This window comes from Kitasatospora sp. NPDC048407 (genome assembly GCF_043200475.1).
Classification (GTDB): Bacteria; Actinomycetota; Actinomycetes; order Streptomycetales; family Streptomycetaceae; genus Kitasatospora.
The window spans coordinates 121,994-147,120 of sequence record NZ_JBICXW010000001.1 but is presented as its reverse complement, the minus strand read 5'-3'; the positions used below and the strand labels follow the sequence as shown (position 1 = coordinate 147,120).

At 73.3% G+C, this 25,127-nt stretch carries 25 protein-coding genes and 1 pseudogene; 11 read left to right on the top strand and 15 right to left on the bottom strand.

Features of this window, described 5'->3' with window-relative positions; translation table 11 throughout:
* Positions 1–45 precede the first annotated feature (45 nt).
* The 5 genes from ACGFWJ_RS00790 to ACGFWJ_RS00770 are packed head-to-tail and all read right to left on the bottom strand — an operon-like array spanning position 46 to position 3,854.
* On the bottom strand, positions 46–633 hold the full coding sequence (locus ACGFWJ_RS00790; RefSeq protein ID WP_392943879.1) for a hypothetical protein: 588 nt from the start codon (positions 631–633) through the stop codon (positions 46–48).
* Positions 630–1,730 (bottom strand): beta-ketoacyl synthase N-terminal-like domain-containing protein, encoded by a 1,101-nt coding sequence (locus ACGFWJ_RS00785; RefSeq protein WP_392943877.1) that lies wholly within the window; start codon positions 1,728–1,730, stop codon positions 630–632. The genes ACGFWJ_RS00790 and ACGFWJ_RS00785 overlap by 4 nt, the downstream gene beginning before the upstream one ends.
* Positions 1,727–2,014 (bottom strand): acyl carrier protein, encoded by a 288-nt coding sequence (locus ACGFWJ_RS00780; protein WP_392943875.1) that lies wholly within the window; start codon positions 2,012–2,014, stop codon positions 1,727–1,729. The genes ACGFWJ_RS00785 and ACGFWJ_RS00780 overlap by 4 nt, the downstream gene beginning before the upstream one ends.
* Complete coding sequence (locus ACGFWJ_RS00775) at positions 2,011–2,298, bottom strand: acyl carrier protein (RefSeq protein WP_392943873.1); 288 nt, start codon at positions 2,296–2,298, stop codon at positions 2,011–2,013. Before ACGFWJ_RS00775 ends, ACGFWJ_RS00780 begins: the two co-directional genes overlap by 4 nt.
* Positions 2,299–2,354: 56 nt before the next feature.
* Positions 2,355–3,854 carry a class I adenylate-forming enzyme family protein gene (locus ACGFWJ_RS00770; protein ID WP_392943871.1) on the bottom strand — a complete coding sequence of 500 codons (1,500 nt, stop codon included), beginning with the start codon at positions 3,852–3,854 and terminating at the stop codon, positions 2,355–2,357.
* Positions 3,855–4,026: 172 nt separating this feature from the next.
* On the opposite strand from ACGFWJ_RS00770, the gene ACGFWJ_RS00765 reads away from it, so the two are divergent.
* The 3 genes from ACGFWJ_RS00765 to ACGFWJ_RS00755 are packed head-to-tail and all read left to right on the top strand — an operon-like array spanning position 4,027 to position 7,402.
* Entirely contained in the window at positions 4,027–5,112 is a 1,086-nt protein-coding gene (locus tag ACGFWJ_RS00765) for an alpha-hydroxy acid oxidase (protein ID WP_392943869.1), read from the top strand.
* A gap of 44 nt (positions 5,113–5,156) precedes the next feature.
* Positions 5,157–6,089 carry an alpha/beta hydrolase gene (locus ACGFWJ_RS00760; RefSeq protein ID WP_387864624.1) on the top strand — a complete coding sequence of 311 codons (933 nt, stop codon included), beginning with the start codon at positions 5,157–5,159 and terminating at the stop codon, positions 6,087–6,089.
* Positions 6,089–7,402 (top strand): PLP-dependent aminotransferase family protein, encoded by a 1,314-nt coding sequence (locus ACGFWJ_RS00755; protein WP_392943867.1) that lies wholly within the window; start codon positions 6,089–6,091, stop codon positions 7,400–7,402. The genes ACGFWJ_RS00760 and ACGFWJ_RS00755 overlap by 1 nt, the downstream gene beginning before the upstream one ends.
* A 137-nt stretch (positions 7,403–7,539) precedes the next feature.
* Here ACGFWJ_RS00755 and ACGFWJ_RS00750 read toward each other — a convergent pair whose 3' ends face one another.
* From ACGFWJ_RS00750 to ACGFWJ_RS00735, 4 genes are all read right to left on the bottom strand, one after another.
* The gene (locus ACGFWJ_RS00750; protein WP_392943865.1) at positions 7,540–8,304 is read right to left on the bottom strand and encodes an ABC transporter permease; all 765 of its coding nucleotides are present in this window, start codon (positions 8,302–8,304) and stop codon (positions 7,540–7,542) included.
* 24 nt (positions 8,305–8,328) lie between these two features.
* Positions 8,329–9,282 carry an ATP-binding cassette domain-containing protein gene (locus ACGFWJ_RS00745; RefSeq protein ID WP_392943863.1) on the bottom strand — a complete coding sequence of 318 codons (954 nt, stop codon included), beginning with the start codon at positions 9,280–9,282 and terminating at the stop codon, positions 8,329–8,331.
* An 88-nt stretch (positions 9,283–9,370) separates the two neighbouring features.
* A complete protein-coding gene (locus tag ACGFWJ_RS00740) occupies positions 9,371–10,540 on the bottom strand; it encodes a glycosyltransferase (RefSeq protein ID WP_392943861.1) in 1,170 nt (389 codons plus the stop codon).
* The gene (locus ACGFWJ_RS00735; protein ID WP_392943859.1) at positions 10,537–10,782 is read right to left on the bottom strand and encodes a hypothetical protein; all 246 of its coding nucleotides are present in this window, start codon (positions 10,780–10,782) and stop codon (positions 10,537–10,539) included. The genes ACGFWJ_RS00740 and ACGFWJ_RS00735 overlap by 4 nt, the downstream gene beginning before the upstream one ends.
* 171 nt (positions 10,783–10,953) lie before the next feature.
* On the opposite strand from ACGFWJ_RS00735, the gene ACGFWJ_RS00730 reads away from it, so the two are divergent.
* From ACGFWJ_RS00730 to ACGFWJ_RS00715, 4 genes are read left to right on the top strand one after another with little or no spacing between them, the layout of a single operon-like run.
* On the top strand, positions 10,954–11,886 hold the full coding sequence (locus ACGFWJ_RS00730; protein ID WP_392943857.1) for a 3-oxoacyl-[acyl-carrier-protein] synthase III C-terminal domain-containing protein: 933 nt from the start codon (positions 10,954–10,956) through the stop codon (positions 11,884–11,886).
* A gap of 42 nt (positions 11,887–11,928) precedes the next feature.
* Complete coding sequence (locus ACGFWJ_RS00725; protein WP_392943855.1) at positions 11,929–12,228, top strand: acyl carrier protein; 300 nt, start codon at positions 11,929–11,931, stop codon at positions 12,226–12,228.
* A gap of 3 nt (positions 12,229–12,231) precedes the next feature.
* Complete coding sequence (locus tag ACGFWJ_RS00720) at positions 12,232–13,056, top strand: hypothetical protein (protein WP_392943853.1); 825 nt, start codon at positions 12,232–12,234, stop codon at positions 13,054–13,056.
* On the top strand, positions 13,053–13,826 hold the full coding sequence (locus ACGFWJ_RS00715) for a 4'-phosphopantetheinyl transferase family protein (RefSeq protein WP_392943852.1): 774 nt from the start codon (positions 13,053–13,055) through the stop codon (positions 13,824–13,826). Before ACGFWJ_RS00720 ends, ACGFWJ_RS00715 begins: the two co-directional genes overlap by 4 nt.
* Before the next feature lie 59 nt (positions 13,827–13,885).
* Here the strand turns inward: ACGFWJ_RS00715 and ACGFWJ_RS00710 are convergent, their stop codons facing one another.
* The 3 genes from ACGFWJ_RS00710 to ACGFWJ_RS00700 form a co-directional block, all read right to left on the bottom strand.
* Positions 13,886–14,383, bottom strand: a complete 498-nt coding sequence (locus ACGFWJ_RS00710) for a GNAT family N-acetyltransferase (protein ID WP_392943850.1) — start codon at positions 14,381–14,383, stop codon at positions 13,886–13,888.
* Positions 14,380–15,684, bottom strand: a complete 1,305-nt coding sequence (locus ACGFWJ_RS00705) for a DUF6271 family protein (protein WP_392943848.1) — start codon at positions 15,682–15,684, stop codon at positions 14,380–14,382. Before ACGFWJ_RS00705 ends, ACGFWJ_RS00710 begins: the two co-directional genes overlap by 4 nt.
* 560 nt (positions 15,685–16,244) lie before the next feature.
* Positions 16,245–19,187 carry a BTAD domain-containing putative transcriptional regulator gene (locus tag ACGFWJ_RS00700; RefSeq protein ID WP_392943846.1) on the bottom strand — a complete coding sequence of 981 codons (2,943 nt, stop codon included), beginning with the start codon at positions 19,185–19,187 and terminating at the stop codon, positions 16,245–16,247.
* Between the two features lie 430 nt (positions 19,188–19,617).
* Between ACGFWJ_RS00700 and ACGFWJ_RS00695 the strand changes: the two genes are divergently transcribed.
* A complete protein-coding gene (locus ACGFWJ_RS00695; protein ID WP_392943844.1) occupies positions 19,618–20,328 on the top strand; it encodes a LuxR C-terminal-related transcriptional regulator in 711 nt (236 codons plus the stop codon).
* Positions 20,329–20,384: 56 nt separating this feature from the next.
* Here ACGFWJ_RS00695 and ACGFWJ_RS00690 read toward each other — a convergent pair.
* The 3 genes and pseudogenes from ACGFWJ_RS00690 to ACGFWJ_RS00680 form a co-directional block, all read right to left on the bottom strand.
* Positions 20,385–20,879, bottom strand: a pseudogene (locus ACGFWJ_RS00690) (5'-3' exonuclease H3TH domain-containing protein); the annotation flags it as partial.
* A gap of 204 nt (positions 20,880–21,083) precedes the next feature.
* Complete coding sequence (locus ACGFWJ_RS00685) at positions 21,084–21,611, bottom strand: GNAT family N-acetyltransferase (RefSeq protein WP_392943842.1); 528 nt, start codon at positions 21,609–21,611, stop codon at positions 21,084–21,086.
* Entirely contained in the window at positions 21,608–22,870 is a 1,263-nt protein-coding gene (locus tag ACGFWJ_RS00680) for an XRE family transcriptional regulator (protein ID WP_392943840.1), read from the bottom strand. Before ACGFWJ_RS00680 ends, ACGFWJ_RS00685 begins: the two co-directional genes overlap by 4 nt.
* 244 nt (positions 22,871–23,114) lie before the next feature.
* Between ACGFWJ_RS00680 and ACGFWJ_RS00675 the strand changes: the two genes are divergently transcribed.
* The 3 genes from ACGFWJ_RS00675 (at position 23,115) to amcA (ending at position 25,070) form a co-directional block, all read left to right on the top strand.
* Positions 23,115–23,567, top strand: a complete 453-nt coding sequence (locus tag ACGFWJ_RS00675; protein ID WP_392943838.1) for an ATP-binding protein — start codon at positions 23,115–23,117, stop codon at positions 23,565–23,567.
* 199 nt (positions 23,568–23,766) lie between these two features.
* A complete protein-coding gene (gene amcB / locus ACGFWJ_RS00670; RefSeq protein ID WP_392943836.1) occupies positions 23,767–24,909 on the top strand; it encodes a cyclophane-forming radical SAM peptide maturase AmcB in 1,143 nt (380 codons plus the stop codon).
* Positions 24,906–25,070 carry a multiple cyclophane-containing RiPP AmcA gene (amcA, locus tag ACGFWJ_RS00665; RefSeq protein WP_392943834.1) on the top strand — a complete coding sequence of 55 codons (165 nt, stop codon included), beginning with the start codon at positions 24,906–24,908 and terminating at the stop codon, positions 25,068–25,070. Before amcB ends, amcA begins: the two co-directional genes overlap by 4 nt.
* Positions 25,071–25,127: the final 57 nt, after the last annotated feature.

The following is a 25,127-nucleotide window of genomic DNA, read 5'->3' as shown; positions in this document are numbered from 1 at the left end:
GCGTACGGACGGGGTGTCGGAAAGCGGGTGCGCGCGGACGAGCGCTCAGGCGGCGGTGACGGCGATGACGGCGGTGGTGGCGGTGACGGCGGTGACCAGGACGGCGGTGGCGTGGCCGGTGCCCGCGGCCTCCCCGGCGGCCGGCTCGGTCTGATCGGCCTGCTCGGTCCGCTCGGCGGTGTGCTCGGCCTGCTCCGCGGCGATGACCAGGACCTGCTCGGCGTCGCCGTCCGCGAGCAGCAGGGCGGCCAACTCCAGTGCGTCCGGCGGCACTTCGCCGGGCGCGGCGGCCACCGGGGGGCTGATCGCGACGACCGGGCCGGTCAGGCCCCAGCGGGCGGCGATGTGCCCGAGGACGGCGTTCGGGTTGGACTGGAAGAACAGCAGCGGAGGCATCCGGCGCCCCGCCGCGCCGGTGTGGATGGCCAGCGCGGTGGCGCGGTCGCCCCCGGCGCTGGCGAGCAGCAGACCCGTACGGCGCGGCTCGCCGGGCTCGCCGTAGTGCGCGGCCAGGCAGCGTTCGGCGACGGCCGCGACCAGCGGGTTGAAGGTCGAGGCCGAGAAGCCGGGCAGCGGGGGCGGCGGCTCACCGTCGGTCCAGCTCGCGGTGGCGAGCGTGCGCAGGTGGTTCACGCGGCGGCCACCAGGAGCGCGGTGTTGGCGCCGCCGAACGCCGAGTTGAGGCTCAGCGCGTAGCGGGGACGGGCGTCCACAGGGCCCAGCACGAGGTCCAGCCCGATCTCCGGGTCCGGGCCCCGCCAGCCGGCGTTTACCGGCAGTCGCCCGCTGCTCAACGCGCCGATGGTGACGGCGAGTTCGAGCAGCGCGGAGGCCTCCAGGGCGTGCCCGTGGACGGACTTGCTGGAGCTGACCGGCAACCCGGCCAATGCGTCGCCGAACACCTCGCGCAACGCCCGCGCCTCCGCCAGGTCGGACATCGGCGAACCGGTGCCGTTGGCGTTGACGTAGCCCACCTCGGACGGGGCGACGCCCGCCCGGGCCAGCGCGGACCGGGCCGCCAGGGCCACGCCCGCGCCGTCCGGCCGCGGCCGGCACACGTGGTGCGCGTCCCCGGAGCGTCCCCACCCGGCCAGCCGGGCCAGCGGACGGGCGCCGCGCCCAGCGGCGGCATCCGCCGCTTCGACCACCACGGCCACCGCGGCGTCCCCGAGCAGGGTGCCGCTGCGCCCGGTGCTGAACGGCCGCAGCTCACCGTCGCGGGCCAGCGCCCGGCCCGCGTCGAAGGCCGCGAAGACACCCGGCTCCACCAGGTGGCCGGCCGCGACCAGCACCCGGGGATGCCGGCCGGAGCCGACCATGGCGGCCGCGTCGGCCACCGCGGTGGCGGCGGCCACGCAGGCGCCGGTGTAGACCCGGGTCACCCCGGCCAGGCCGAGGGCGACGGCGCCCTTCGACACCTCCGCAGCGACCTCGCGGGTGCGCAGGTCACTGTGCAGGGCGAGCAACAGCGGTGCGCCGGACGGGAGTTCGGACTGATCGCAGGCATCGGCGACGGCGCCGAGCACCGCGTCGGCGAGCGGCGGCGGGTCGGCCAGCAGGGCCGCCCGCTGGGTGCCGCGCCGGGCGACGTCGAAGCGGGTCACCTCGGCGAACCCGGCCCCGCCCGTCGCCGTCGCGGCGGCCAGCGGGGCGAGCCCGGCGCCGAAGGCGCTGAGCACCCCGAGGCCGGTGAACACCGGCCGTCCGACCGGCGGTGCGCTGCTGCTCATGACCGGGCGACCCCGCCGGTGTCGGACGCGTCGGTGCCGGGGGAGGGCGCGGCCGCGAGCACGGCTTCGCGCAGCACCGCGACGGCGTCGTCCACCGTGCGGACGGCGGCGAACTGCTCGTCCGAGAGGTCCAGCTCGATGCCGTAGCGCTGCTCGAACTCGGCGGTCAGCCAGGTGAGTTCGAGCGAGCCGAGGTTCTCGGGCACGCTCTCCGCGGCCCGCTGCCCGAACGCCGCGAGCATCGCCACGACCTCGGCCCGGTCCGGCAGCACGGTCGTGCTCACGCGGCGGTACCGGAGGTGGCGGCGGTGGCGGCGGTGTTGGCGGCGATCCGGCGGGCCACGTCGGTGGTGAACTGGTCGAGGGTCATCAGCGCGGTGGTCTCCATCTCCTCCACCTCGAACTTGACCCCGAACTCGTCCTCGACCTGGACCGAGAGCTCGGCCAGCGCCAGCGACTCGAGGTCGAGGCCGGCCGGGCCGAGGTCGGTGTCGCCGGTGATCCCGTCGACGTCGTAGTTCATCCCGGCGAGTGCCGCGACGACGAACTCGTGGATGCGTTCCTGCATGGTGGTGCTCCTCGTACTGATTCGGGGTCGGGGTTCGGTGCGTGCGGTGCGGTGGATCAGGGTGCGGCGCCCGCGGCGGCGCGCAGCGCGGCGGTGTCGCGGACGAGCTTGCCGGTGGCGGTGCGGGGCAGCGCCGGGAGGAAGGTGAGCTGCCGGGGCCGCTTGAAGGCGGCCAACTCGCGGGTCAGCGCATCCCGGACGGCGTCGGCCGGGTCGTCGTCGGCCCGGCCGCCGGCTCCGCCGGCTCCGCCGGCTCCGACGGCTCCGGCGGCTCCGCCGCCTGCGGCGGTCTCGGTGGCCAGGTAGGCCTCGATGGCGCCGTCCGCGAAGACCACCACGGCCTCGCGGACCTCCGGCAGGGCGGCCAGGGTGTGCTCGACCTCGTTGAGGTCGACCTTGAGGCCGCCGATCGAGACCTGCGAGTCGCGCCGGCCGAGCACGGTGATCCGGCCGGTCGCCGGGTCGACCCGGCCGGCGTCGCGGGTGTGCAGCCGGCCGTCCGACCAGCGGGTGGCGTCGGTGAGGCCGGGATACGGGGAGGCGGCCATCGCGATGTGCAGTTCGCCGCCGTCCTCGCGCAGGTCCATGCCGTGGACGGGCGCGGCCTCGGGGTGCAGGGTGCCGTCGAGGTCGGTGGCGATGACGCCGAGCTCGGTCATCCCGTACATGGTGCCCAGCGGCACGCCGTACCGGTCGGTGAAGGCGGCGGGCAGGCCCGGGCGGACCAGCTCGCCGGCGACGATCATCCGGCGCAGCTGCGGCAGCGGGGGCGGGCTGGTGGCCCCGGCCAGCAGTTCGGCGTGGAACGGGACGCCGATCACGGTGGTCGGCCGGTCGTCCGCGGCGATGGTGGCCAGGATGCCCGCCGTGGTCATCCGCTCGGGGACGGTCAGCGGCACCCGGGCGTGCAGGCTGTTGAGCAGCCCGCCGACCAGGCCGAGGACGTGCACCACCGAGGAGAGCAGGACGACCCGCTCGCCGGCCTTCGGGAACGCCTCCAGCCGTGCGTAGCAGTCGAGTTCGCGCAGCAGGTCGGCGGCCGTGCGGGCGATCACCTTGGCCGGGCCGGTCGAGCCCGAGCTGAGCTGCACCAGGGCGTGGCCGGTCGCGGCCGGGCGGCCGTTCGGCAGCGCCACCGGCACCGGGTCGGTCTCGGCGAAGCCGCGCATCGCCGCCGCCGGGCCGTGCGCCGACTCGACCAGCACCTCGGGCGCCAGCCGTTCGACGGCGAGCGCGACCTCGTGGTCGGTGAGCCGGTGGTCCAACAGGACGGCCTGGGCGCCCAGTTGCCAGCAGGCGAGCAGCGCGGCGACGTAGCCGAGCGAGGGCGCCAGCCGCAGCGCGGCCGTGCCGCCGCGGTGCAGACCGGCGGTGGTGAGCCGGGCGGCCTGCCCGGCGACCAGGGCGCGCAGCGCGGCCCGGTCCACGGGGGCGCCGAAGCGCAGGCACTCCTGGTCGGCGGGGCCGGCCAGCAGGTAACGGTCCACCCAGTCGTGCGGGGCCTCGGCGGCCTCGTACGGCTGGGCGGGGAGAGCGGGATATCCGGTCAACGCCACTCCACGAAGGGGAGGTTGGAAGGACGCCGTTCACGACTCACGGGGTCGGTTCGGCTTTCCGACGATTACACAGGCGTCCGAGCCGAGCAAGGTCTAGACCAGCGGGGGCATGGCCTCCTACGCTGCCGGGCCGGAGCGGGTCCGACCGAGGCCTGCCCGGAAAGGCAGACCCTTGGACGCACTGGAACTGGCGGACTTCGAACGCGCGGCCCGCGACCGACTCCCCGCCGAGATCTGGGACTTCGTGCAGGGCGGCAGCGGCGCCGAACGAACCCTCGCCGCCAACCGGGCCCGGTTCGAACAGTGCGGGCTGCGCCCCCGCACCATGGTCGACGTCTCCGCCACCGACCAGGGCCTCACCCTGCTCGGCAGCCGACTGGAGACCCCGATCGGCATCGCCCCGATGGCCTACCACCAGCTGTTCCACCCCGAAGGCGAGGTCGCCACCGCCCGCGCCGCGGGCCGCGCGGGCGCCCTCATGGTCGCCGGGATATTCGCCAGCCGCACCCTGGAATCCATCGCAGAGGCCGCCACCGGCCCGCTCTGGCTCCAGCTGTACTGGCTGCGCCGCCGCGACGCGCTGGCCGCCCTGGTCGAACGCGCCGAAGCCGCCGGCTACCGCGCCCTGATGCTGACCGTCGACGCCCCCCGGATCGGCCGCCGCCTGCGCGACGCCCGCAACGGCTTCGCGATCCCCGCGCACGTCCGCGCCGTCAACCTCGACCAGGCCGTGATGGCCGCCAGCCACCGTGCAGGGCACGGCAGTTCGGGTATCGCCGACCACGCCAAGGAGCAGTTCGATCCCACCCTGACCTGGGCCGACCTCGCCTGGCTGCGCGAACGCACCCGCCTGCCGATCGTCCTCAAGGGGATCCTCACCGCCGAGGACGCCCGGCTCGCCACCGAGCACGGCGTCGACGCCGTCCTGGTCTCCAACCACGGCGGCCGCCAGCTCGACGGTGCCCTCCCGTCCCTCGCCGCACTGCCCGAAGTGGCCGCCGCCGTACCGCCGAACCTGCCCGTCCTCCTGGACGGCGGTGTCCGGACGGGCACGGATGTTGCCCTCGCGGTCGCCCTCGGCGCCCGCGCCGTCCTGATCGGCCGACCGCTCCTCTGGGGCCTCGCCGTCGACGGCGAGCGGGGCGCCGGGCAGGTCCTCGACCTCCTCAAGGCCGAACTCGACGACACCCTCGCCCTGTTGGGCCGCCCTCGGCTGGCCGAGCTCGACCGCACTGCGGTCGTTCCCGAAGCCCGCTGAAGTGTTTTCGCACCCCAATCCGTACCGACCCCCAGGAACGTCCCTTGCCACTGCACCCCCAGGCCGAGGCCATGCGCGCGCAGCGCGCCGCCGCCGGTACGCCACCGCTGTACACCCGTACTCTCGCCGAGGCTCGCGCCGCGGATCTCGCCGACATCCGGGCCGCCGCCGGGAATCCGGAACCGGTCGGCTCGGTCGAGGAGTTGACCGTCGACGGCCCCGGCGGCCCGCTGCCGCTACGGGTCTATCGCCCCGAGGTCGACGCTCAACTTCCGGTCCTGCTCTACCTGTTCGGCGGCGGCTGGACCCTCGGCTCGCCGGACACCAGTGACGCGATCTGCCGTCGCCTCACCAACGCCGTCGGCTGCGTCACCGTCTCGGTCGGCTACCGGCTCGCCCCCGAGCACCCCTTCCCGGCCGCCGTGCACGACGTGATCGCCGCCGCCGAGTGGATCGCCGCGCACGCCGCCGAACTGGGCGCCGACGCCGAGCGGATCGCGGTCGCCGGCGACAGCGCCGGCGGCAACCTGGCCGCCGCGCTCACGCTGGCCGCCCGTGAGCGCGGCGGCCCGGCGATCAGGCACCAGCTGCTGGTCTACCCCAACACCGACCACGCCGCGGACACCCCGTCCGTCCGCGAGCACGACGACCCGCTGCTGTTCAACCGCCGCTCGGTCGCCTGGTACTGGGGCCATTACCTCGCCGACCCGGCCGACGGCGCGAACCCGCTGGCCTCCCCGCTGCGCGCCCCCTCGCTGGCCGGCCTGCCGCCCGCGACCGTGATCACCGCCGAGTACGACCCGCTGCGCGACGAGGGCGAGGCGTACGCCGAGGCCCTGCGCGCCGCCGGCGTCCCCGTCGAACTGCGCCGCTACGAAGGCATGCCGCACGGCTTCTTCGCGATGGCCGGCGTCCTGGACGACGGCAGTGACGCCCAGCACTACGCCGCCGACCGACTCCGCGAGGCCCTCCGATGATGACAACCACCACGCTCCCGCTGGGCGAGCTGCACGCCAGCCTCGCCGACCCGCTGCTGGACGCGATGACCTTCCTCAACGAGGTCACCGAGCGCTACCCGGACGCGCTCTCCTTCGCCCCCGGCCGCCCGCACGAGGGCTTCTTCGAGCCCGAGGACGTCCACACCCATTTGGGCATCTACCTCGCCCACCTCGCCGAACGCGGTCTGAGCGGCAGCGCCGTGCGCACCGCGCTGTTCCAGTACGGGCCGACCAAGGGCATCATCGCCGACCTGGTCGCCCGCACCCTCGCCAACGACGAGGGGCTGCACGTCGCCCCCGAGTCGCTGGTGCTGACGGTCGGCGCCCAGGAGGGCATGCTGCTGGTGCTGCGCGCGCTGTGCGCCACGCCGGACGACGTCCTGCTGGTCAGCTCGCCCTGCTACGTCGGCGTCACCGGCGCCGCCCGGCTGCTCGACCTGACGACCGTCCCCGTCCCGGAGGGCCCCGACGGCGGCCCCGACCCGCAGGCCGTGCGCGAGGCGGCCCGCGCCGTCCGCGCCTCCGGCCGCCGCCCGCGCGCGCTCTACGTCGTCCCGGACTTCGCCAACCCGTCCGGCACCAGCATGCCGGTCGCGGCGCGGGCCGGGCTGCTGGAGACAGCGGCCGAGGAAGGGCTGCTGGTGATCGAGGACAACCCGTACGGCTTCTTCACCCGCGAGCCCGGTGCGCCCGGCGAGCGCCCCACCCTGAAGGCGCTGGACCGGCGCCGCCAAGTGATCTACCTCGGCTCCTTCGCCAAGACCTGCTTCCCCGGCGCCCGGCTCGGCTACGTCGTCGCCGACCAGCCGGTACTCGCCCCGGACGGCCGGACGACCCTGCTCGCCGACGAGTTGGCCAAGCTGAAGAGCATGACGACGGTCAACACCCCGGCGCTCAGCCAGGCCGTGATCGGCGGCATGCTGCTCCACCACGACTGCCGACTGCGCGAAGCCAACGCCCCCGCCCGCGCCCACTACGCAGCCAACCTGGCAGCCCTGCTACGGGAGTTGGAGCGACACTTCCCGCCGGCCGAACGGGCCCGGCTCGGCGTCTCCTGGAACGAACCGGAGGGCGGCTTCTTTGCCGTGCTCCAGGTGCCGTTCACCGCCGACGAAGCAGCAATGGAACGCTGCGCCCGCGAACACGGCGTGCTCTGGACGCCGATGGCCCCGTTCTACCCGGCGGGCGGCGGCGAGCGCCGCCTGCGGCTGTCGATCAGCGCCCTGAGTAAGCGTCAGATAGCGGAAGGAGTGGCCCGGTTGGCCGACTTCATCCGGGCCGCCGCGAGCTGAACACGCCGAACCCTGAAGAACGACTGTGCTGGAGCCAGCTCAGGAGCGGTTCACGAAGTCCCGCCCGATCCGTGTGATCGGGCGGGACTTCTGGTAGTCCACCCAGCTGATGCCCTTCCCCTTCCGTGCGTTCGCGGCTACCGGATCCGGGCCGAGAACAGCCTGGCCGAGTAGAACACCGCCGCGGTGGTCAGCACCGCGACGATCAGCAGCCCCTGCCAGACCACGCTGTCGCCGGGGTGCCCGGAGAACAGCGCCCGCATGCCCTCCACCGCCCAGTAGAAGGGGTTCCACTCCGCGACCCGTTGCAGCCACATCGGCGCCAGGGCCAGCGGCAGCAGTACGCCGGAGAGCAGGCCGATCGGCTGGGCGATGGTGTTCACCACCGGCGCCATCGCGGCGTCGTTGGGCAGTGCCAGCGCGATGCCGTACGAGATGGCGGAGGTCATCAGGGCCAGCAGGGCGAGCAGGACGTAGGCCAGCAGCAGGCTCAGCGGGTCGACCCGCAGGCCGAACGGCAGCGCGACCAGCGTGATGATGACGGCCTGGACGAGCAGTCCGACCATTTCGCGCAGCGCCCGGCCCAGCAGCAGGGCGAGCCGGCTGACGGGGGTCACCCGGGAGCGTTCGATGATGCCGGCCTTCAGTTCGCCGAGCAGGCTGAAGCCGGTGTAGAGGCCGCCGAAGATGCAGAGCACCGCCAACAGGCCGGGGACGTAGATCTGGTAGGCCTCGGCGTAGCTGGTGGCGCCCATGGGCGCGAGGACCTTCTTGAGCAGCGGGGCGAACAGCAGCAGGTAGAAGACCGGCTGGGTGATGCCGATCACGATCCAGATCGGTGTGCGCCACATCAGCAGTACTTGCCGCTGGAAGACCAGCCAGGTGTCACGGGCGAGCTTCACGAAAGGGACCCCAGGGATTTCTCGTCAGGACTGTTCGATGGAGCGGCCGGTGCGGGCCAGGAAGACGTCGTCCAGGCTCGGCCGCTGGAGCTGCACCGTCCCTGGGACGATGCCCGCCCCGTTCAGGACGCTCAGCACCTGCGGGATCGCGGCCGCGCCGTCGTCCAGGTAGAGCCGCAGGCCGTCCTCGCCCGGTTCCAGCCGGTGCAGGTAGGGCTGCTCGCGCAGGGCCTCGGCCGCGGGCCCGGTGTCCCCAGTGGCGAGGCCGAGCAGGACGACGTCGCCGGAGATCTCGCGCTTGAGCGCCTCGGGCGTGCCCTCGACGACGATCTGGCCGTGGTCGACGATGGCGACCCGGTCGCAGAGCGCGTCGGCCTCGTCCAGGTAGTGGGTGGTCACCACCACGGTCATGCCCTCGGTGCGCAGCCGCTTGATCTCGGCCCACACCTGGCCGCGGCTGGCCGGGTCGAGGCCGACCGTCGGCTCGTCCAGGAACAGCACCTTCGGGGAGTGGATCACGCCGAGGGCGATGTCCACCCGGCGGCGCTGGCCGCCGGAGTAGGTGCTGCAGTGGCGGTCGGCGAACTCGGTGAGGTCGAAGGCCTCCAGGGCGTCCTCGGCCTGCCGCAGCGCGTCGGCCTTGCGGCTGCCGTACATCCGGGCCTGCATCACCAGTTCCTCGCGGCCGGTGACCGCGTCGGCGGTGCCGCCGCCCTGGGCGACGTAGCCGATCCGGTGGCGGACCCCGGCCGGGTCGGCCAGCAGGTCGGCGCCGGCGATCAGGGCTTCGCCGCCGTCCGGGCGGATGAGCGTGGCGAGCATGCGCAGCGTGGTGGTCTTCCCGGCGCCGTTCGGGCCGAGGAAGCCGAAGATCTCGCCCGCCCGGACATCCAGATCGATGCCGCGGACGGCGTCGACGACGGTGCGGCCGTGCTTGCCGGACGGATAGGACTTGCGAAGTCCCTTGGTCTTGATCAACCAGAACTCCCGGGCTGGGACGGTGTGTGGGGGCTCGCGCTCGCCAACCCCCGTGCGAAAAGCAGGAGTTGGCGGGCGTGAGGCGGTATCAGGGGGCGACCAGCGCTTCCATCCGGTCGGCTGCGGTCAACGCCCCACCGCCGGACAGCAGTTGACGACCGATCGACTCGGCGGCCGTCCGGTGGGAGGGCTCGTCGAGCACCCGCCGCAGCCGCTCGGCGATCACCGGCGGACTGACCCGGGCGAAGGGGACCCGGAGGCCGGCCCCGGCCTCCACGACCCGCTGCGCCACGAACGGCTGGTCGTTGCGGATCGGCGCCGCCAGCACGGGGACACCGTGCGCCAGCGACTCGACCACGGTGTTCATCCCACCATGGCAGAGCACCGCGTCCAACCCGCCCCTGGACAGCAGCTCCAGGATCGGTGCCCGATCGACCACCACGACGGAGTCCGGAAGGGCAGCCGGCAGTGCCCCCCGGGGCGAGGCGATCACCGCCCGGACGTCCCCGAGGTGCGCCAGCGCCTCGACGGTGCGGTGCAGGAAGTCCGCGCCGACCGCGTCCGACATCGTCCCCATGGTGACCAGCACGGTGCGCCGGCCGTGCTCCAGCCGCTCCCGCTCCAGCCTCTCCCACGGGAACGCCGGATCCGCCGGACGAGCGGTCAGCACCGGTCCCACCAGCGCGAGTTGCGGCAGCGGCGGCAGCTCGCCGAGCAGCGCCCGGCCGGTGGTGGCCAGCAGCAGGTGCGGCGAGAAGCGTGGGTCCGTGAACTCGTCGGCGGGCAGCTGGGCCCGCTCCCACAGCCCCGCCAGCAGGCCCGCCGTCCAGGCCTCGACCTGCGGCAGGTGCCGGTACGGGCAGCCCAGCTCCATCGCCCCCGGCGCCAGCGTCGCCCACGGCAGCCCGTGCCGGTGCGCAACCAGCGCGCCCGCCGGGGTGTGCTGGTCCACCAGCAGCGCGTCCGGCCGGAACTCCCGCACCACCGCGTCCAACGGCTTCAGGGTGAACCTGGCGTACGGGACGACGAAGCCCTCCCACAGCGAACGCAGCGAGGCCAGGCCGTGGCCCCCCATCGCCCGGAACATCCGGTTGCCGGTGCCGAAGATCCGGGCGTCCGGGCCGAGCAGCGGCCGCAGCATCGTCTCGGTGCCGGTCCAGGCCACCTCGTGGCCGCGCGCGGCCAGCTCGTCCGCGATCCCGGCCGCCGGATTGACGTGCCCGGCCAGCGGGGGCACCACCAGCAGGAAGCGGCTCATCGGCGCACCAGCTCCGCCAGGTCGCCGACGGTCAGGGCGCTCAGGCCGTCCGGGCCGAGGCCGGCCCGCAGCGCGCCCAAGTCGGCACCGAAACGGTCCCGCAGCAGCGCGTCCAGGGCGGCGAACTCGCGCTCGTCCAGGGCGAGATCACCGTCGAGTCGGTCCCCGGGGGCGAGCGACTCTGCCCATTCGGGCAGAGCGTCGGCGGCCTCGGCCAGCGCGGCCAGCAGCGCCGGATCCAAGGCGCCGGGCGGCCCGGAGGCCAGGCCGGAAACGGTTTCTGGGTATACGGATGAATGCTGAGGATCAGTCATCGGAAGGCTCCACCGGCTCGACGGCAACGGGGGTGAGGGAGGGGGCTCCAGGGCGGTGATCGCTTGTGCGACCCGCGGAGCGTGGGAATACTAACCGGCGTGACCGCACTGGAGGCAGTGGCCGTCCACCTCCCCCCACGACTCGAATCGATCGAGGACGTGGGCGCCCGGATCGGCCTTACCCCACGTCAACTCCGACTCTTCCGCCGCTTCCACGGCCTGGACCAGGTGCGCCTGGACCCGGACGGGACGCTGCTCGACCTGCTGGACGCCGCCGTCCGGGCGCTGCCCGAACTGCGCGGCAACGAACACCGCGTCCGGTACCTGCTGCACGCCCGCAACACACCGGTCGCCGTGCCCTACCCGCTCAACCCCCTGCACCAGCTCCAAGAACGCTTCGGCCTCACCCACGCCGACGCGTTCACCGTCACCCAACAGGCCTGCGCCGCCTCGCTGCTGGCCGTCGACCTGGCCGGGCGACTGCTGGCCGACGACGGCGACCCGACGGCGCTGGCCCTGGTGGTGGCGGGGGAGAAGACCTTCACCCGGGACGCCCAACTGGTCCCCGACACCACGATCTTCGCCGAGGCCTCGACAGCCTGCCTGGTCAGCCCCGACGGCGACCGCAACCGGGTGCTCTCCTACGCGGTCCGCCAGCGCCCCGAGTTCTACGGCCGACCCGCCGAGGACCCGGAGCTGCTGGTCCGCTACCAGCGGGAGTACCAGCCCACCATGATCGAGACCGTGCAGGCCGCGCTCGACCAGGCAGGCCTCGACCTCTCCGACATCGCGCTGCTGCTCCCGCACAACGTCAACCAGGCCTCCTGGCGGATGATTTGCCACCAACTCGGCTACCCCGTCGAGCAGGTGGTCCTGGAGAACGTGCTCACGGTCGGACACAGCTTCGCCGCCGACGCCTTCATCAACCTCCGCACCGCCACCACCGGCGGAGCGCTCCGGCCCGGCGACCACTACCTGATCGCCGCCGCCGGCATCGGCGCCACCTTCGCGGCCATGGTGCTGCGGCACTGACGCATCCTTGTTCCTCGCCACCCACCACCGGACGGTCCACCCATGTCAGAATCCACCCTGCCCACCACCGAGTCGGTCGACCCCGAGGCACGCGGCCGCATCCGGCGCGGCATCGAGGACGTCCTGCCGCGCGTCCTGGGCGTCGAGCTCGCCGACATCCCCGCGAACGCCTGCTTCTTCGACGACTACGGCCTCACCTCCTCCGGCATCGTCGAACTGGTCCTGGACATCGAGGAGACGCTCGCCATCCAGGTCGACGTCGAGCACCTCGCCATCGACGACATCCGCACCATCGACAGCCTCACCGACTACGTCGTCGGGCACTACGCCGACGAGGACTGACCGATGCCCGCCGAGACCCGCGGCCTGCGCGTGACCAGGGCGGTCGCCGCCGGATTCGACGGCCACTCGGCCGCCGCGCTCCACCCCGACCTGCGGACCTTCACCGCCGACCTGGTCCGCCCGTACGGCCTGCCGCTGCGCGAGGACCTGCTGACCGAAGGCGCCGGGCACGACTACGGCGCGATGGCCGCCGGCCTGTTCGAACAGGCCCTGCCCGGGGGCGAACCCGCCGACCTGCTGATCCTCGCCTTCTCCTCCCCGGACGTCCGGCCCGCCGCACCCGCCTCGCTCCAACTCAGCCGCCACTGCCCCGGGCAGCCGACCGCCTTCGCCGTCTGCGACCAGGGCAGCGCCACCGCCTTCACCGCCCTGCGGATCGCCGCCGCCCACCACCGCACCGGTGGCTGCCGGCGGGCCGTGATCGTGCTCGCCGAACAGAGCGCCCTGCACTACGAGCCCGTCGAGCCCGTCGAGCTGCCCGCCGAGCACCGCGCCGTCGTCCTGGTCTGCGAGGAGGCCCCGGGGGAGGGCCTGCGGGTACGTCAGCAGGCCGAGCCGGACGGCGCCCGGGCGCTGCGCTCCGTCTGCGACGAACACCGCCAACTCGGGCCCGGCGCCGGGCTGTTGCTCGCCGCCGAGCTGGCCTCGCACGGCAGCCCCGAAACCGCCGGGGCCGCGAGCCCCGGACAGCCGTTCACCGGCGTCTGGAGCCTGCTCGCCGACCGCCTCGCCGAGCGCCTCGCCGACCGCCTCCCCGGGCACGGCGCGCTGCTGGTCGCCGACCACGACCGGCGCCTCGGCTGGCTCAGCACCCTGACCCTGCCGTGAGCACCGCCACCGCAACCGCCACCACCGACGTCATCGCCGCCATCGCCGCCATCGCCGCCACCGACGTCATCGCCGCCACCGCCGCCGCCGACGTCATCGACGTCATCGACGTCTGGAGCATCCCCACCGACCAGCCCCCGGCCGTCGTCCGCCGGCTCTACGGCCTGCTCGACGCCGAGGAGCGGCAGCGGGCCGACCGGGCCCACGACCCGCGGCAGGGCGAACGCTTCACCGTGGTCCGGGGCGCCGTCCGGCTGCTGGTCGCGGAACGGCTCGCCGTCGCGCCCGCCGACCTGACGTGGCGTCGCGGCCCGCACGGCAAGCCCAGCCCTGCGGGCGGCGGCGGGATCGACGTCAACTGGTCCGCCTCGGGCGCCCTCGCGCTGCTCGCCATCGCGGACGGGCGCCAGGTCGGCGCGGACGTCGAGCAGCTCCGCCCGCCCGGCGTCGGCACCCGGATCGCCCGCCGCCACTTCCCGCCCGCCGACGCGGCACTCGTCCTCGACGCGCCCACCCCGGCCGACGGCGCCGAGCGCTTCACCCGGCTCTGGTGCCGCCGCGAGGCCTGCGTCAAGGTGTACGGCGGCCGGCTCGCCCAGGGCCTCGGCCTCCCGCTGGCCGGGCCCTCCCCGCTGCGCCTGCCCGACCCGGGCCCGCTCGGCCCCGGCCCGCTCCGGCTCGCCGACGTCCCCGTCCCGGGCCCGTTCCGTGCGGCGGTCGCCGCCGACGAGGACCGCCCCTTCACCGTCCGCCGGCACTACTGGGCCTGACCGACAGCGGCAAGGGCCCGACCGGCAGTCAAGCCGGTCGGGCCCAGAACGCACCGCCGTCAGCCCAGGGACTTCGACATGTAGACCGCGCGCCGCCCGTAGGACGCGGGCACGGCCACCTCCCGGTGCGCGCGGTAGCCGTAGAAGCGCAGCAGGATGTCGGAGCCGCGCACCGCGACCATCGAGATCTTCGCGAAGCCCGCCGCGGCGGCCCGCGCGTGCGCGTGCTCCATCAGGTCCGCGGCGAGCTCCCGGCCGCGCAACTCCTCGGCCAGTACCAGGTCGTGCACGTGCAGGTTGTCCGACTCGAACGCCCCGGCCTCGGCCACGGCGAGGTCCGGGCACCGCAGCGGCGGGTACGGCAGGCTCAGCAGGTAGCCGCGGACGGTGCCGTGCTGCTCCAGCACGTAGCAGGTCTCCGGCGAGCAGCGGGCCCGGGACTCCAGCGCCTCCCGGCCCTCGGAGAGGCCGTCGGCCGCGTAGGCGTCGTGCTCCAGCGCGACCACGGCGTCCCAGTCCCCGTCGGCCAGCTGCCGGATCAGGAACTCCTCGTTCACCCGGCGAGCCCCCGCTCGCGGGCGGCGGCCACCATCGGGGCCCAGGCCTCGATCAGCACGGCCCAGCGCTCGGCGTCCTCCCGGGCCTCGTCCAGCAGCTGCTGCCGCTGCCCGGCCACCACGTCCGCCAGCTCGGCGTACTTGCCGCCCAGCTTGCGGTACAGGCGGTCCACCTCGTCCAGGCACTGCTCGTTGACGTCCCGGTCCAGGTCGAAGGTGCTCCGCACCAGGCCGAGGATCGGTTCGACCTTCAACTCGTGCCGCTCGTCCAGCAGTCCGGTGCCGAGGTCGATCATCTGGCCGTAGACCGGGTACAGGTACAGCATCGAGAGCAGCATCTTCACGAAGCGCAGCTGGTACGAGAGGAACCCGGCGCCGATCCGGCGTTCGGGCGTGTAGTAGTTGACGATGTGCCGCTTGTGGATGACGGCGGGCAGCTTGGAGTGCACCAGGGCGTGCAGCAGCGCGTAGTCGCTGCCGATGGTGCGCAGCGAGGGGACCAGCGGCAGCACCTCGTAACCCCGGTGGTCCAGGGCGACGTTGCACATGTAGACGTCCCAGATGTCCGGCACGCCGAGCACCGAGTCGGCGCTGTCGAAGGTCTCGTGCTCGGCGCCCTTGAAGGAGATGTCCACCATGGCGTCCTGCTCCTCCCGCGTCCATACCCGCGGCGTCCACAGTCGCACCAGGTCCCGGTAGACCTCCGGGTCCAGCTCGTTGATCTCGCCGATGTCCACGTTGAGTTCGCCCATGAAGGCGGCGCTGACCAGCATCACCGGCTTGTCCGCGTCCGCCGGGTCGAGCTCGGAGCGGGCCACCCCGGCCAGCGCCTCCCCGGCCGGCTTGCCGATCGACAGCAGCTCGTGGTGGATCGGGAACATCTTCTTCCCGTCGACGACCTGGTAGTCGAAGTCGTCGTTGCGCAGGTGCGCCGAGGTGCAGCCCAGGGCGGCGGCGCCCAGGAAGATCCGGTTGACGCAGGAGCCGTACGCGACGTCCGACGGCAGCATCAGGTCGAGCAGCAGCCCGGGGTCGGCACCGCCGGAGCGCTCCGCCACGTCGCGGAAGAACTCGCGCTGCGCCTCGTTGCCGAGGTGGTGGACGAACACGCCGGGGACGGGGGCCAGCGCGGCCACGGCGTCCGCGTTCTTCGCGAACTCGGCGTCCTCGGTGGTGTCGAGGACCAGGAGGTGGACCTCGGCCCCGAACGTCTCGACGGCGTAGGCCGCCTCCTCGACGAGGTCCACGATGGTGCCGGGGCAGGCTCGCATGGTGGGCAGGGCGAGGCAGACTCGTTGCATGGTGTGGGGATCTCCGTCTGATCGTCAGATTCGTTGCGGCGCCTGGCAGTCGAGCGAGGAGAAGGTGCCCCGGCCGGCCCGCCGTACCGTCCTGGACGGGCTCGCCGGCGGGGGCGGAGGGCTGTGGCGGCAACGTGGATGGCCTGGTCTCACCACAGTGGACTGGACCAATGCGGGGTGTCAACGCACCGCCCCCGGCCCGTCCCCGCCGCCCGCCGACACTGCCCGATGGGGCAGCCGGCCCTGCCCCGGGGCGAAATGCTTCCAGTGAGCCGCGGAGCCCTCCGGGTGAACGGAGAACGCACGCGCGGAATCCGGCCGGGAATCGTCTACGGCAGGCACGACCCGACTTCCGTACCCGAAGTCCGGTGCATCGGAGCCCGGCCCGACCGATTGATCTCCGGAACGCCTATTCGCCGCCCGGGTGCCCGCTTCGAAATTGATTCGTGATGATCGTTGCGCACCCTGCGCCGAATATCTCGGGAAGATAACGGATTTGCGATGGAGATGCTCCCGAGTCGGCGAAGGCCCTCGAATTCGGGCCGCCCCGGAAGGCCCGGCTACGCCGGACAGGCCTGGCCGCGGTCGCGCTCCCCGAGGTCGAAAAGCGCCCGCCCCATGGCGGCCGCGGCGTCCGCCCGGCGGTGCTCCAGGCCGACCTTCCGGGCGATCGCCAGCGCCTGCTCGGCCGCCTCCAGCGCCTGGGCCGGCAGCCCGGCGGCCCGGCAGGACTCGGCCAGGCCCACCAGCACGCCCGGCATCCGGTCCCGGGCACCGAGCGCGAGCAGCGCCCCCAGGCACTCCCGGTAGTCCGCGCACGCCGCCTCGTACCGCCCCATCCCGTGCAGCGCCGTCGCCCGCGCGTACAGCATGTGCACCTGGCCCACGAAGTCGCCCAGCTCCCGGAAGGTCGCCAGGCTGCGCTCGGCCCGGCGCCGCGCCGACTCCGGCCGGCCCACGGCGAGGTCGGCCAGCGCCGCCATCCCCTCGACGAAGGCGTGCGAGGACGGGTTGCCCAGCGCGGCGCTGAGCGCGATCGCCTCGTCGCACCAGGCCGTCACCTCCTCGTCCGTGCAGTGCGGGAGGCCGGTCAGCGCCTGCACGACCAGCGCGCCGGGCAGCAGCGCCGTCTGCCCCGTCCGCCGGGCCAGCGCGACCACCCGGCCCGCCTCGGACCGGGCCTGCCAGGTGCGCTGGAACTCCCGCTGCGCCCACATCAGCGTGTACCGGGCCCGGGCCTCGCTCTCCGGCAGGCCTGCGGCGTGGGCGGCCTCGGCGACCCGTCCGGCCAGGTCGCACAGCTCCGGTACCGCCATGCCCAGGTCGATCAGCTGGATCAGCACCAGCGTCAGGTCCGCGACCACCGCCAGCGGGCCGTCCGGATCCCGGGTGGCCTGCTCGGCCACCGCCAGCACGGCGGCGATCTCCTGCCTGGCCCAGCGCAGCCCCTCCGCGGGCCCGTCGAAGGCCGGCTCGGCGAACTCCGGCTCGGCGAGGGCCGGCTGGGCGGCCTCCGGCTGGGCGGCCTCCGCCGCCACCAGGTCCGCGAACGGGTAGCCGGGCCGGACCACCCGGTACAGGCCGGCCACCGTCGCCAGGTAGTGCCGCAGCAGCCGCTCGACGGGGGCCCGCCCGGCGGCGTCCCCGTCCACCTCCCGGACCAGCTCGCGGGCGAACAGCCGCAGCAGGTCGTGGTACTGGTAGCGGCCCGCGAACGGGCAGGACAGCAGGCCCAGGTCGGTCAGCGCCTCGGCCAGCCGTTCGGCCGCCGGCTCCGGCAGCTCCAGCAGCACCGCGGCCGCCGCCGAGGACACGCCCGGGCCGTCCGCCAGCGAGAGCAGCCGGAACGCGCGGGCGGTCTCCGGGTCGAGCTGGTCGTAGCTGAGCCGGAACGACGCGGCGACGGCCAGCTCCCCGGTCTCCAGCTCGGCCAGCCGCCGCCGCTCCGAGGCCAGCCGGTCCGCCATGTGCGACAGCTGCCAGGTCGGGCGGGCCGCCAGCCGGGACGCCGCCGTGCGCACCGCCAGCGGCAGGAACCCGCAGGCCTCCGCCACCCGCCGGGCCGCCGCCGGCTCGGCCGCCACCCGGGACACCCCGGCGATCGCGGTGAGCAGCCGCACCGACTCCTCCGAGGTCAGCGGTTCCAGGGCGACCTGACGGGTCATCGGAATCCCCGACAGCCAGGCCCGGCTGGTCACCAGCACCGCGCAAGAGCGGCTGCCGGGCAGCAGCGGCCCGATCTGCCGGCTGTCGCGGGCGTCGTCCAGCACGATCAGCACCCGCAGACCCGCCACCCGGGACCGGAACAGGCCGGCCCGCTCCGCCGTCCCCTGCGGGATCGCCGCGTCGGCCACGCCCAGCGCACCGAGGAAACCGGCCAGCACCTCGCCCGGATCGGCGGGGAACGCCCCCGCCCCCTGCAGGTTCACGTACAGCTGGCCGTCCGGGTACTGCCCGCCCACCGCGTGCGCGACGTGCACCGCCAGCGCCGACTTGCCGACCCCGCCCAGGCCCGACACCCCCACCACCGGCACGGCCGGACCGCCCGGCGCGAGGTCCGCGCACAGCGCCGCGCAGAGCTCGTCCCGGCCGGTCCAGTCGGAGATGTCGGCGGGCAGCTGGGCCGGCGCGACCTGCACGGATGCGACCGGCCCGCCGCCCGGCCCGCCCGCCGGCGCGGTCACCGCGGCCGGCGCGGCCAGCAGCGGATCGCCCGACAGGACGCCCAGGTGCAGCTCGCGCAGCCGCGGCCCCGGCTCGACCCCCAGCTGCTCCAGCAGCGTGCGGCGGGCGTCCGCGTACACGCCCAGCGCCTCGGCCTGCCGCCCGCTGCGGTACAGCGCCAGCATCAGCAGCTCGCGCATCGGCTCCAGCAGCGGGTACTGGCTGACCCACACGGTCAGTTCACCGATCACGTCCGCGTGCCGTCCGGCCTCCAACTCGGTCTCCAGCCAAGCCTGGACGGCGTTCAGCCGGCGCTCGACCAGCCGGGCCCGGTGGGCCTGGGCGAACGGCCCCGGCAGCCCGGCCAGCGGCTCGCCGTGCCACAGCCCGCACGCCTCCCGCAGCAGCCCGAGCGCCCCGGCGACGTCCCCCAGCGCACGGGCCCGGCCCGCCGCCGCGACCCGGTCCTCGAACACCTCGGCGTCCACGCACTCCGCCGGGAGCCGCAGCACATAGCCACTGCCCGAGGAAACCAGCACCGCCGGGCGCACCCGGTCCAGCTCCAGCACCCGCCGAAGCCGCGACACGTACGTCCGCACGATGGCGGCGGCCCGGGCCGGCGGCTCCTCCCACAGCGCGTCGAGCAGCTCGTCGACCGACACGATCCGGCGCGCCCGCAGCGCCAACGCGGTGAGCAGCGCCCGCTGCTGCGGCGGACCGAGCTCCAACTCGCGCTCCCCGCACCAGGCCTGCACCGGCCCGAGCAGACACAGGCGCAGCCCCTCCCCACCGTCCGGCTCCGGGGCCGACGTGCCGTGGGGCTCTCCGATTTCCGTCATTGTCAGAAGGTAGCGGTTCGGACCGGCCGACTGCCGCGCCGGGGCGGACGCAATTCCACCGCCACGGACGGAACCCGGTCGGCCACGCGCCCGCGCGCATTCGATTCCGCCATGCCCGCTCGCGGAAACGGCCGCGCCGCGGATCGCCCGCCCGGCGGGCCCGGAAAAACTTTTCCCGCCGAACGGGAACCGATGACGCGGATGCGGATCCGTCAATCTTTTATTGACCGGCGGCGGATAGCTTGCACTCGGTGCACATGTCCGCCGGCCCTCCGGCGGACACGGGAGCTCCCGCGGACCAGCCGGGCCGCAGGAGGAGGAGAGACGGCGTCTCGTGCGGACGACGCCAGCCGACCGGTTCCGACGGTGCGCCACCGCTCGTGGGGGGCGGTGGGCGCACCGCCAAGCGCAACGAAAGGAATCCAGCGCCGTGCTGCAGTACGCCGACGACGTCCGCGCGACGACCACCCGAACGATCCCGACGCAGACCGCCAGAACGATCCCGGCACAGACCGCCCGGCCGATCCCGGTCGCCGTCCACGCCCTGGACCCGCTCTCCCGGGCCGGAGTGGTCAGCTACCTCCGGCAGTGCCCGGAGATATCGCTCGTCGAGGAGGACCACCAGCCGGCCGGCACCGGCGTCGCCCTGCTGGTCGCCGACACCTTCGACGAGGCCGCCCTGGCCGGCCTGTCCCGGCTGGTCAAGGCCGAACGGACGCACGTGGTGCTGATCCTCGACCGGATCCAGGAGCCCGAACTGCTCAACGTCGTCTCCCTCGGCGTCACCACCATCCTGTGGCGCCGCGAGGTCACCGGCGAACGCCTGCGCCAAGCCGTCCGCACCGCCGTCCGCGGCCACGGCGACCTGCCCCCCGACCTGCTCGGCAAACTGCTCGGCTGCATGGGCCGCCGGCGCACCGGCGACGGCCCCGACAACAGCCCCGCCGACCACGGCATGCAGCCCCGCGAGGTCGACGTCCTGCGCCTGGTCGCCGACGGCATGGACACCGGGGAGATCGCCGTCAAGCTCCTCTACTCGGAGCGGACGATCAAGAACATCATCCACACCGTCACCACCCGCTTCCAACTCCGCAACCGCGCCCACGCGGTGGCCTACGCCCTGCGCGAGGGCTACATCTAAGCCGTCCCGTCACGGAAGGGCGCCCACGGCCGTGGGCGCCCGACGGCAGGTGGGATCTAGCGGGCCGCCAGCACCTCCAGAACCCGGGTCAGGGAGGTGCCCAGATTCCAGCGCTCGGCGAGCGACTCGAGCGCCATCGGGTCCCGCGGCTCGCGGGGCAACTGCGGGTCGAACGGCGGGAGTTGGATGTCGGTGGCGACCCGGACCACGGTCGGCGCGACGTCCAGGTACGGGGCCGCCTCGAGGAGGTTCCTGCGGCGGGCCGGCGTCAGCTTCGAGGCCGGGTCGGCGGCGGCCGCGCGGACGGCCGTCAGGTCGCCGTAGGTCTGGATCAGCTGGGTGGCGGTCTTCTCGCCGATGCCCTTCACACCCGGCAGGCCGTCGCTCGCGTCGCCGCGCAGCGCCGCCAGGTCGGCGTAGGACGAACCCGGGACGCCGTACTTCTCCAGCAGTGCCGCGTCGTCCATGCGCTGCGCCGCGCCGATGCCCTTCGCCGGGTACAGCACCGTCACCGCGCGGGCGTCGTCGACCAGTTGGAACAGGTCGCGGTCGCGGGAGGCAGAAGTTTCCCAACCCGCGAAACCCGGTCTGACCTGCGAGGATTCGGACATTCTCAGAGCCGTTGTCGGTGCACGCGTCAGCGTGGTCAAGGGGTCCGAGAAGGTCTCGCACCTGGTGTAGAAGGAAGCCGGCCATGGCTACGTAGCTGGCTCGCGCCCGATCACGCTGGACATTGCAGCGCTCCTGCGCTGGAGTCAGCGTGGGCGGACCATGGCGGTGAGCCGGGGCGAGTCAGGTGAAGGCTGCTGGCTGTTGATGGCCTGGTATCCCCAGGACTCGTACAGGGCCTGGACCTTGCCGTCCCCGGCGAGTGGATTGACCATCAGGGTGACGCGGTCCTCGGCGCGGTGGGCGAGGAGTTCGTCGTGGATGCGCCGGGCGGTACCGGTACCGCGCCAGGGGGTGCGGACGCCGATCTCCTTGATGATCAGCACGGGGGTGTCGGTGAAGCCGTCGGGCAGCGGTTCGGTCATGCGCTTCCAGTACCGGTCGTCGGCGTCGGCGGTGTTGCCGTAGGCGTAGCCGACCGGGACGTCGCCGTCGTAGCCGAGGACGAGTTCGAAGCCGGGCTCGGCGGCGTGCCGCTCGAGGCGCTCGGCGAATGTCTGAACGCGGTAGTTGGCCAGGTGCAGCAAGGGTGCTCGCACGTCGGCGTAGACGTCCAGCAGGTCCTGGCGGGCCTGTGCGGTGAGGTCGGTGTGGTGGCGGAGCTCGATCGTCACGCGGTGGTCCTCCTGGCGTTGTATGCGTACTCGGCCCAAGAGCGGGCCAGGTTGCTGCCATCGGCCAGGTCGCTCAGCTTGGCGCCGAAGGCGTTCAGCATGCCGGTGACGCGGGGGTGGGCGGAGACCTCCGCCGGGACCGACATGGCGGTGACGACAGCGGGTTCGAGGTCGCCCTGGCCGAGCTGGGCGTGGGCGAGGCGGACGGTGGTGATCGCGTGCGAGCGCTGCATGGCGCCCCGGCGAAGCGCCATACTGCGGTGCGCGTGAGCTTCCGCTTCCTCCCAACTGCCGGCTGAGAGGTAGGCGGCGAGGGCCAGGGAGTCGAGTTCGGCCTGGTCGTAGAAGGCTGTTATCCACAGTGGGCGGGAAGCGCCGGAGTCGGCTCGGTCAAGGGCCTCCTGCGCGCGCCCCAGGGAGCGTCGCACCGCATTGGTGTCTCCGGTCAGGCCGTGGATGGCTGCGTGGCGGGCGTGTCCGAGGGAAGCGAACAACGGGTCGCGCCGGGCGATGGGCAGGTTGCGGGCCACGTCGTTGGCCGCGAGCGCGTCACCGGGCCGGCCGAGATGCCGGTAGAGGCTGCCGGCGTGGGACCAGATGCGGAACTGGATGGACGAGTCACCGGACATGGCTGCCAGGGAGGCGGCCTTCTGATGGTGCTGGAGAGCGGCGTCGAAGCGGCGGCCGTCGATGGCGGCCCACATCGCGCTCGACATGAAGGAGGCCGCGCTGGCATACAGCTGAGCTCTGATCCGCTGGGTAGCGGTGCCGCGCTCCTGGAGGGCGAGGGCTTCGTCGGCCAGTTGGCCGGCCCGGGTTTCGATGCTGAGGCGACCGCCGTGGCGGTGGTCGCTGGCGACGACCTCGGCGAAGCGGGCCTGCAACTGTTGGACGTCGCCGATCCCGATCCGACGCGGTCCGGCCGCGGCGCCCGTGAGTGCGGCCACGGCGGTGCCTCCGGCGGCTGCTACGAAGTCGCGTCGCCTCACGTCTTCCTCCGATGTGCTGCTTCGGGCCCGTCCTGTGGGGACGAAGCCCAGTTCCTCGGGCGGGCAGTCGAATACTGCCGTGAGCGCAAGGCGGATCTTCGCAGGCGGCCAACGGGTCTGACCAGTCAGCCAGTTGTGGACCGTGCGCTCTGACACCGTGCCGAGCTTCCCGGTGAGGATCTCGACCTCGGCGTTCACTTCGCGGGCTAACTCTGCCTTCGTCATGCGGCGTTCGGCCATCCGGAGGCGGAGTGCGACGTTGGCCACCATGCGATCAACGTAGTTGCGGTGTGACGTGGTGTGCAGGGGGTCGGGTAATGAGGCGGTCAAGTTTTCCGGTCGCACCCGGACCAGAGGCACTCGTACTTTGCCTCACCGGCCCGTAGCTGACGGTCGTTCACTGGTTACGCGAGGTCGTCCTCCTCTCGGGGACGGCATCCGGTGTCAGGCCCGTCCTGTGTTCCGAGCCTGGCACCGGCCAACCCTCAACCACACTCCAACCAGGAGTTCCGCCATGGCCTTCACTGCTGGCATGCCTTCGGGAGCCGAGCCAACGGCCGCCGTGACCGCAGCCACCAGCGGTACCGAGTCGGTCGGCGTGGACCTGCCTTATCGGGCCGAGTCCGTGTCTGCCGCTCGTCGGCTGGTGCGCGGGCAGCTTGCGGTCTGGGGCCTGGAGCACCTGGTCGAGGACGCCCAGGTGATTGTCTCGGAGCTGGCGACCAACGCGGCCAAGACCGGCTGTCGGCTGCGGATGCGGGTCGAGATCGAACGGCTCACCGAGAAGGCGGTCCAGATCCGTGTCACCGACGGCTGCCGCATCCTGCCGGTCATGGTCAAGGCCGACGGGCAGGACGAGGGCGGTCGGGGTATCGCGCTGGTCCACCACCTTACCGGCGGCCGTTGGGGCGCTGACCAACTGCCGAACGGCAAGACCGTTCACGCCGAACTTGGGGCCGTGGCATGAGCGCCCAGCACCGCAACCCCGACCGTGACCTGCTCGGCGACACCCTGAAGGCCCCGGTGGTGTCCGGCCACCTCGTCGTGCTCGGTCTGCTCGGCTACCTGGTCGAGCATTAGCCGCCTCAGTACCAGCCGCTCACCGCCAGCGCGCCGGACGCCGACCCGGCCACCGAATCCCTCTGACCGAGCGAGGAGCCAGCACGATGCAGACCCTGGCCCGATACCGGCGCCGCATCGCCCGCCGCCCGAACACGGTGGTCGTGCAGCCCGACGGCTTCTGCAACCTCAACTGCACCTACTGCTACCTGCCCGACCGAGGCCGGCGCACACCGATGCCGGTGGCGGTCGCTGAGGCGGTGGCCCGCTCGATTGCCGAGTTCGCCGACACCACGACCTCCTCGCCCATCGAGATCCTGTGGCACGCGGGCGAGCCGCTGGCCGTGGGGCGGCAGCGCCTGGCGGAGTTGCTGGCCCCGTTCGAGCCGCTGCGGCAGGCCGGCCTGGTCGAGCACTCGGTGCAGACCAACGCGGTGCTGATCAACCCTGCCTGGTGCGACTTCCTGACCGAGTACGGGTTCCGGATCGGGGTGAGCATCGACGGCCCGGCCGCCCTCAACCGCCAGCGCGTCGACTGGGCCGGACGTCCGGCCTTCGATCGGATCATGAAGGGCATCGGGTGCCTTCGGGAGCACGGGGTCCGGTTCTCCGCGATCGCAGTCGTCAGCGCGGAGAGCATCCTCGACCCAGAAGGGTTGCTGGACTTCATGGCGGGCCTGGGATGCCACAGCGTCGGGCTGAACATGGAGGAGACCGAGGGCGTCAATACCGGCCGGACGGTGCCCACCGTCGAACAGGCCCGCGAGTTCTGGCGCCGCGCCATCGCCTGGTCGAGGCGGTATCGCGAGCTGACCGTCCGCGAGGTCGATCGGCTCGGCAGCTACCTGCGGTCCGCCCGTGCAACGGGTCTGGCCGCGTGGGATGACGCGCTGATCGACCCGATCCCAACCGTCTCCGCTGCCGGGGACGTGGTCCTGCTCTCGCCCGAGCTCGCCGGCATCAGAGACCCGGCATACAACGACTTCCGGGCCGGCAACGTCCTGGAGCTGACCATCGGCTCCATGCTGGACCGCGCGCACCACCTGCGGTACGTGCGCGAGTTCCTGACCGGCCTGGACGAGTGCGAGGCCCGGTGCGAGTTCTTCGGCTTCTGTCGGGGAGCCCAAGCCGGCAATCGCTACTTCGAGAACGGGCGCCTGGACACCACCGAAACCAACTACTGCCGCGTGTCCAGGCAGGCCCTCGTCACCGCACTGTCCGATACCGTCCGAGAGGAGCAAGCAGCATGACCATCCTCGAACTGCTGGCCGTCACTGATTCCCCCGTGGTTGCCCACCTGACGTCCAGTCACCCGATCGCGGTCGCCAAGTTCGACAACCGGCCGACCTGGGACAACGTCGGCTCGTCGTTCGACAACCGGCCGACCTGGGACAACAAGACCAGCAAGTAGCACCACCTGAGCACCCGGGCCCGCACCGCGCGGTGCGGGCCCGGCCCGACAGAGCGG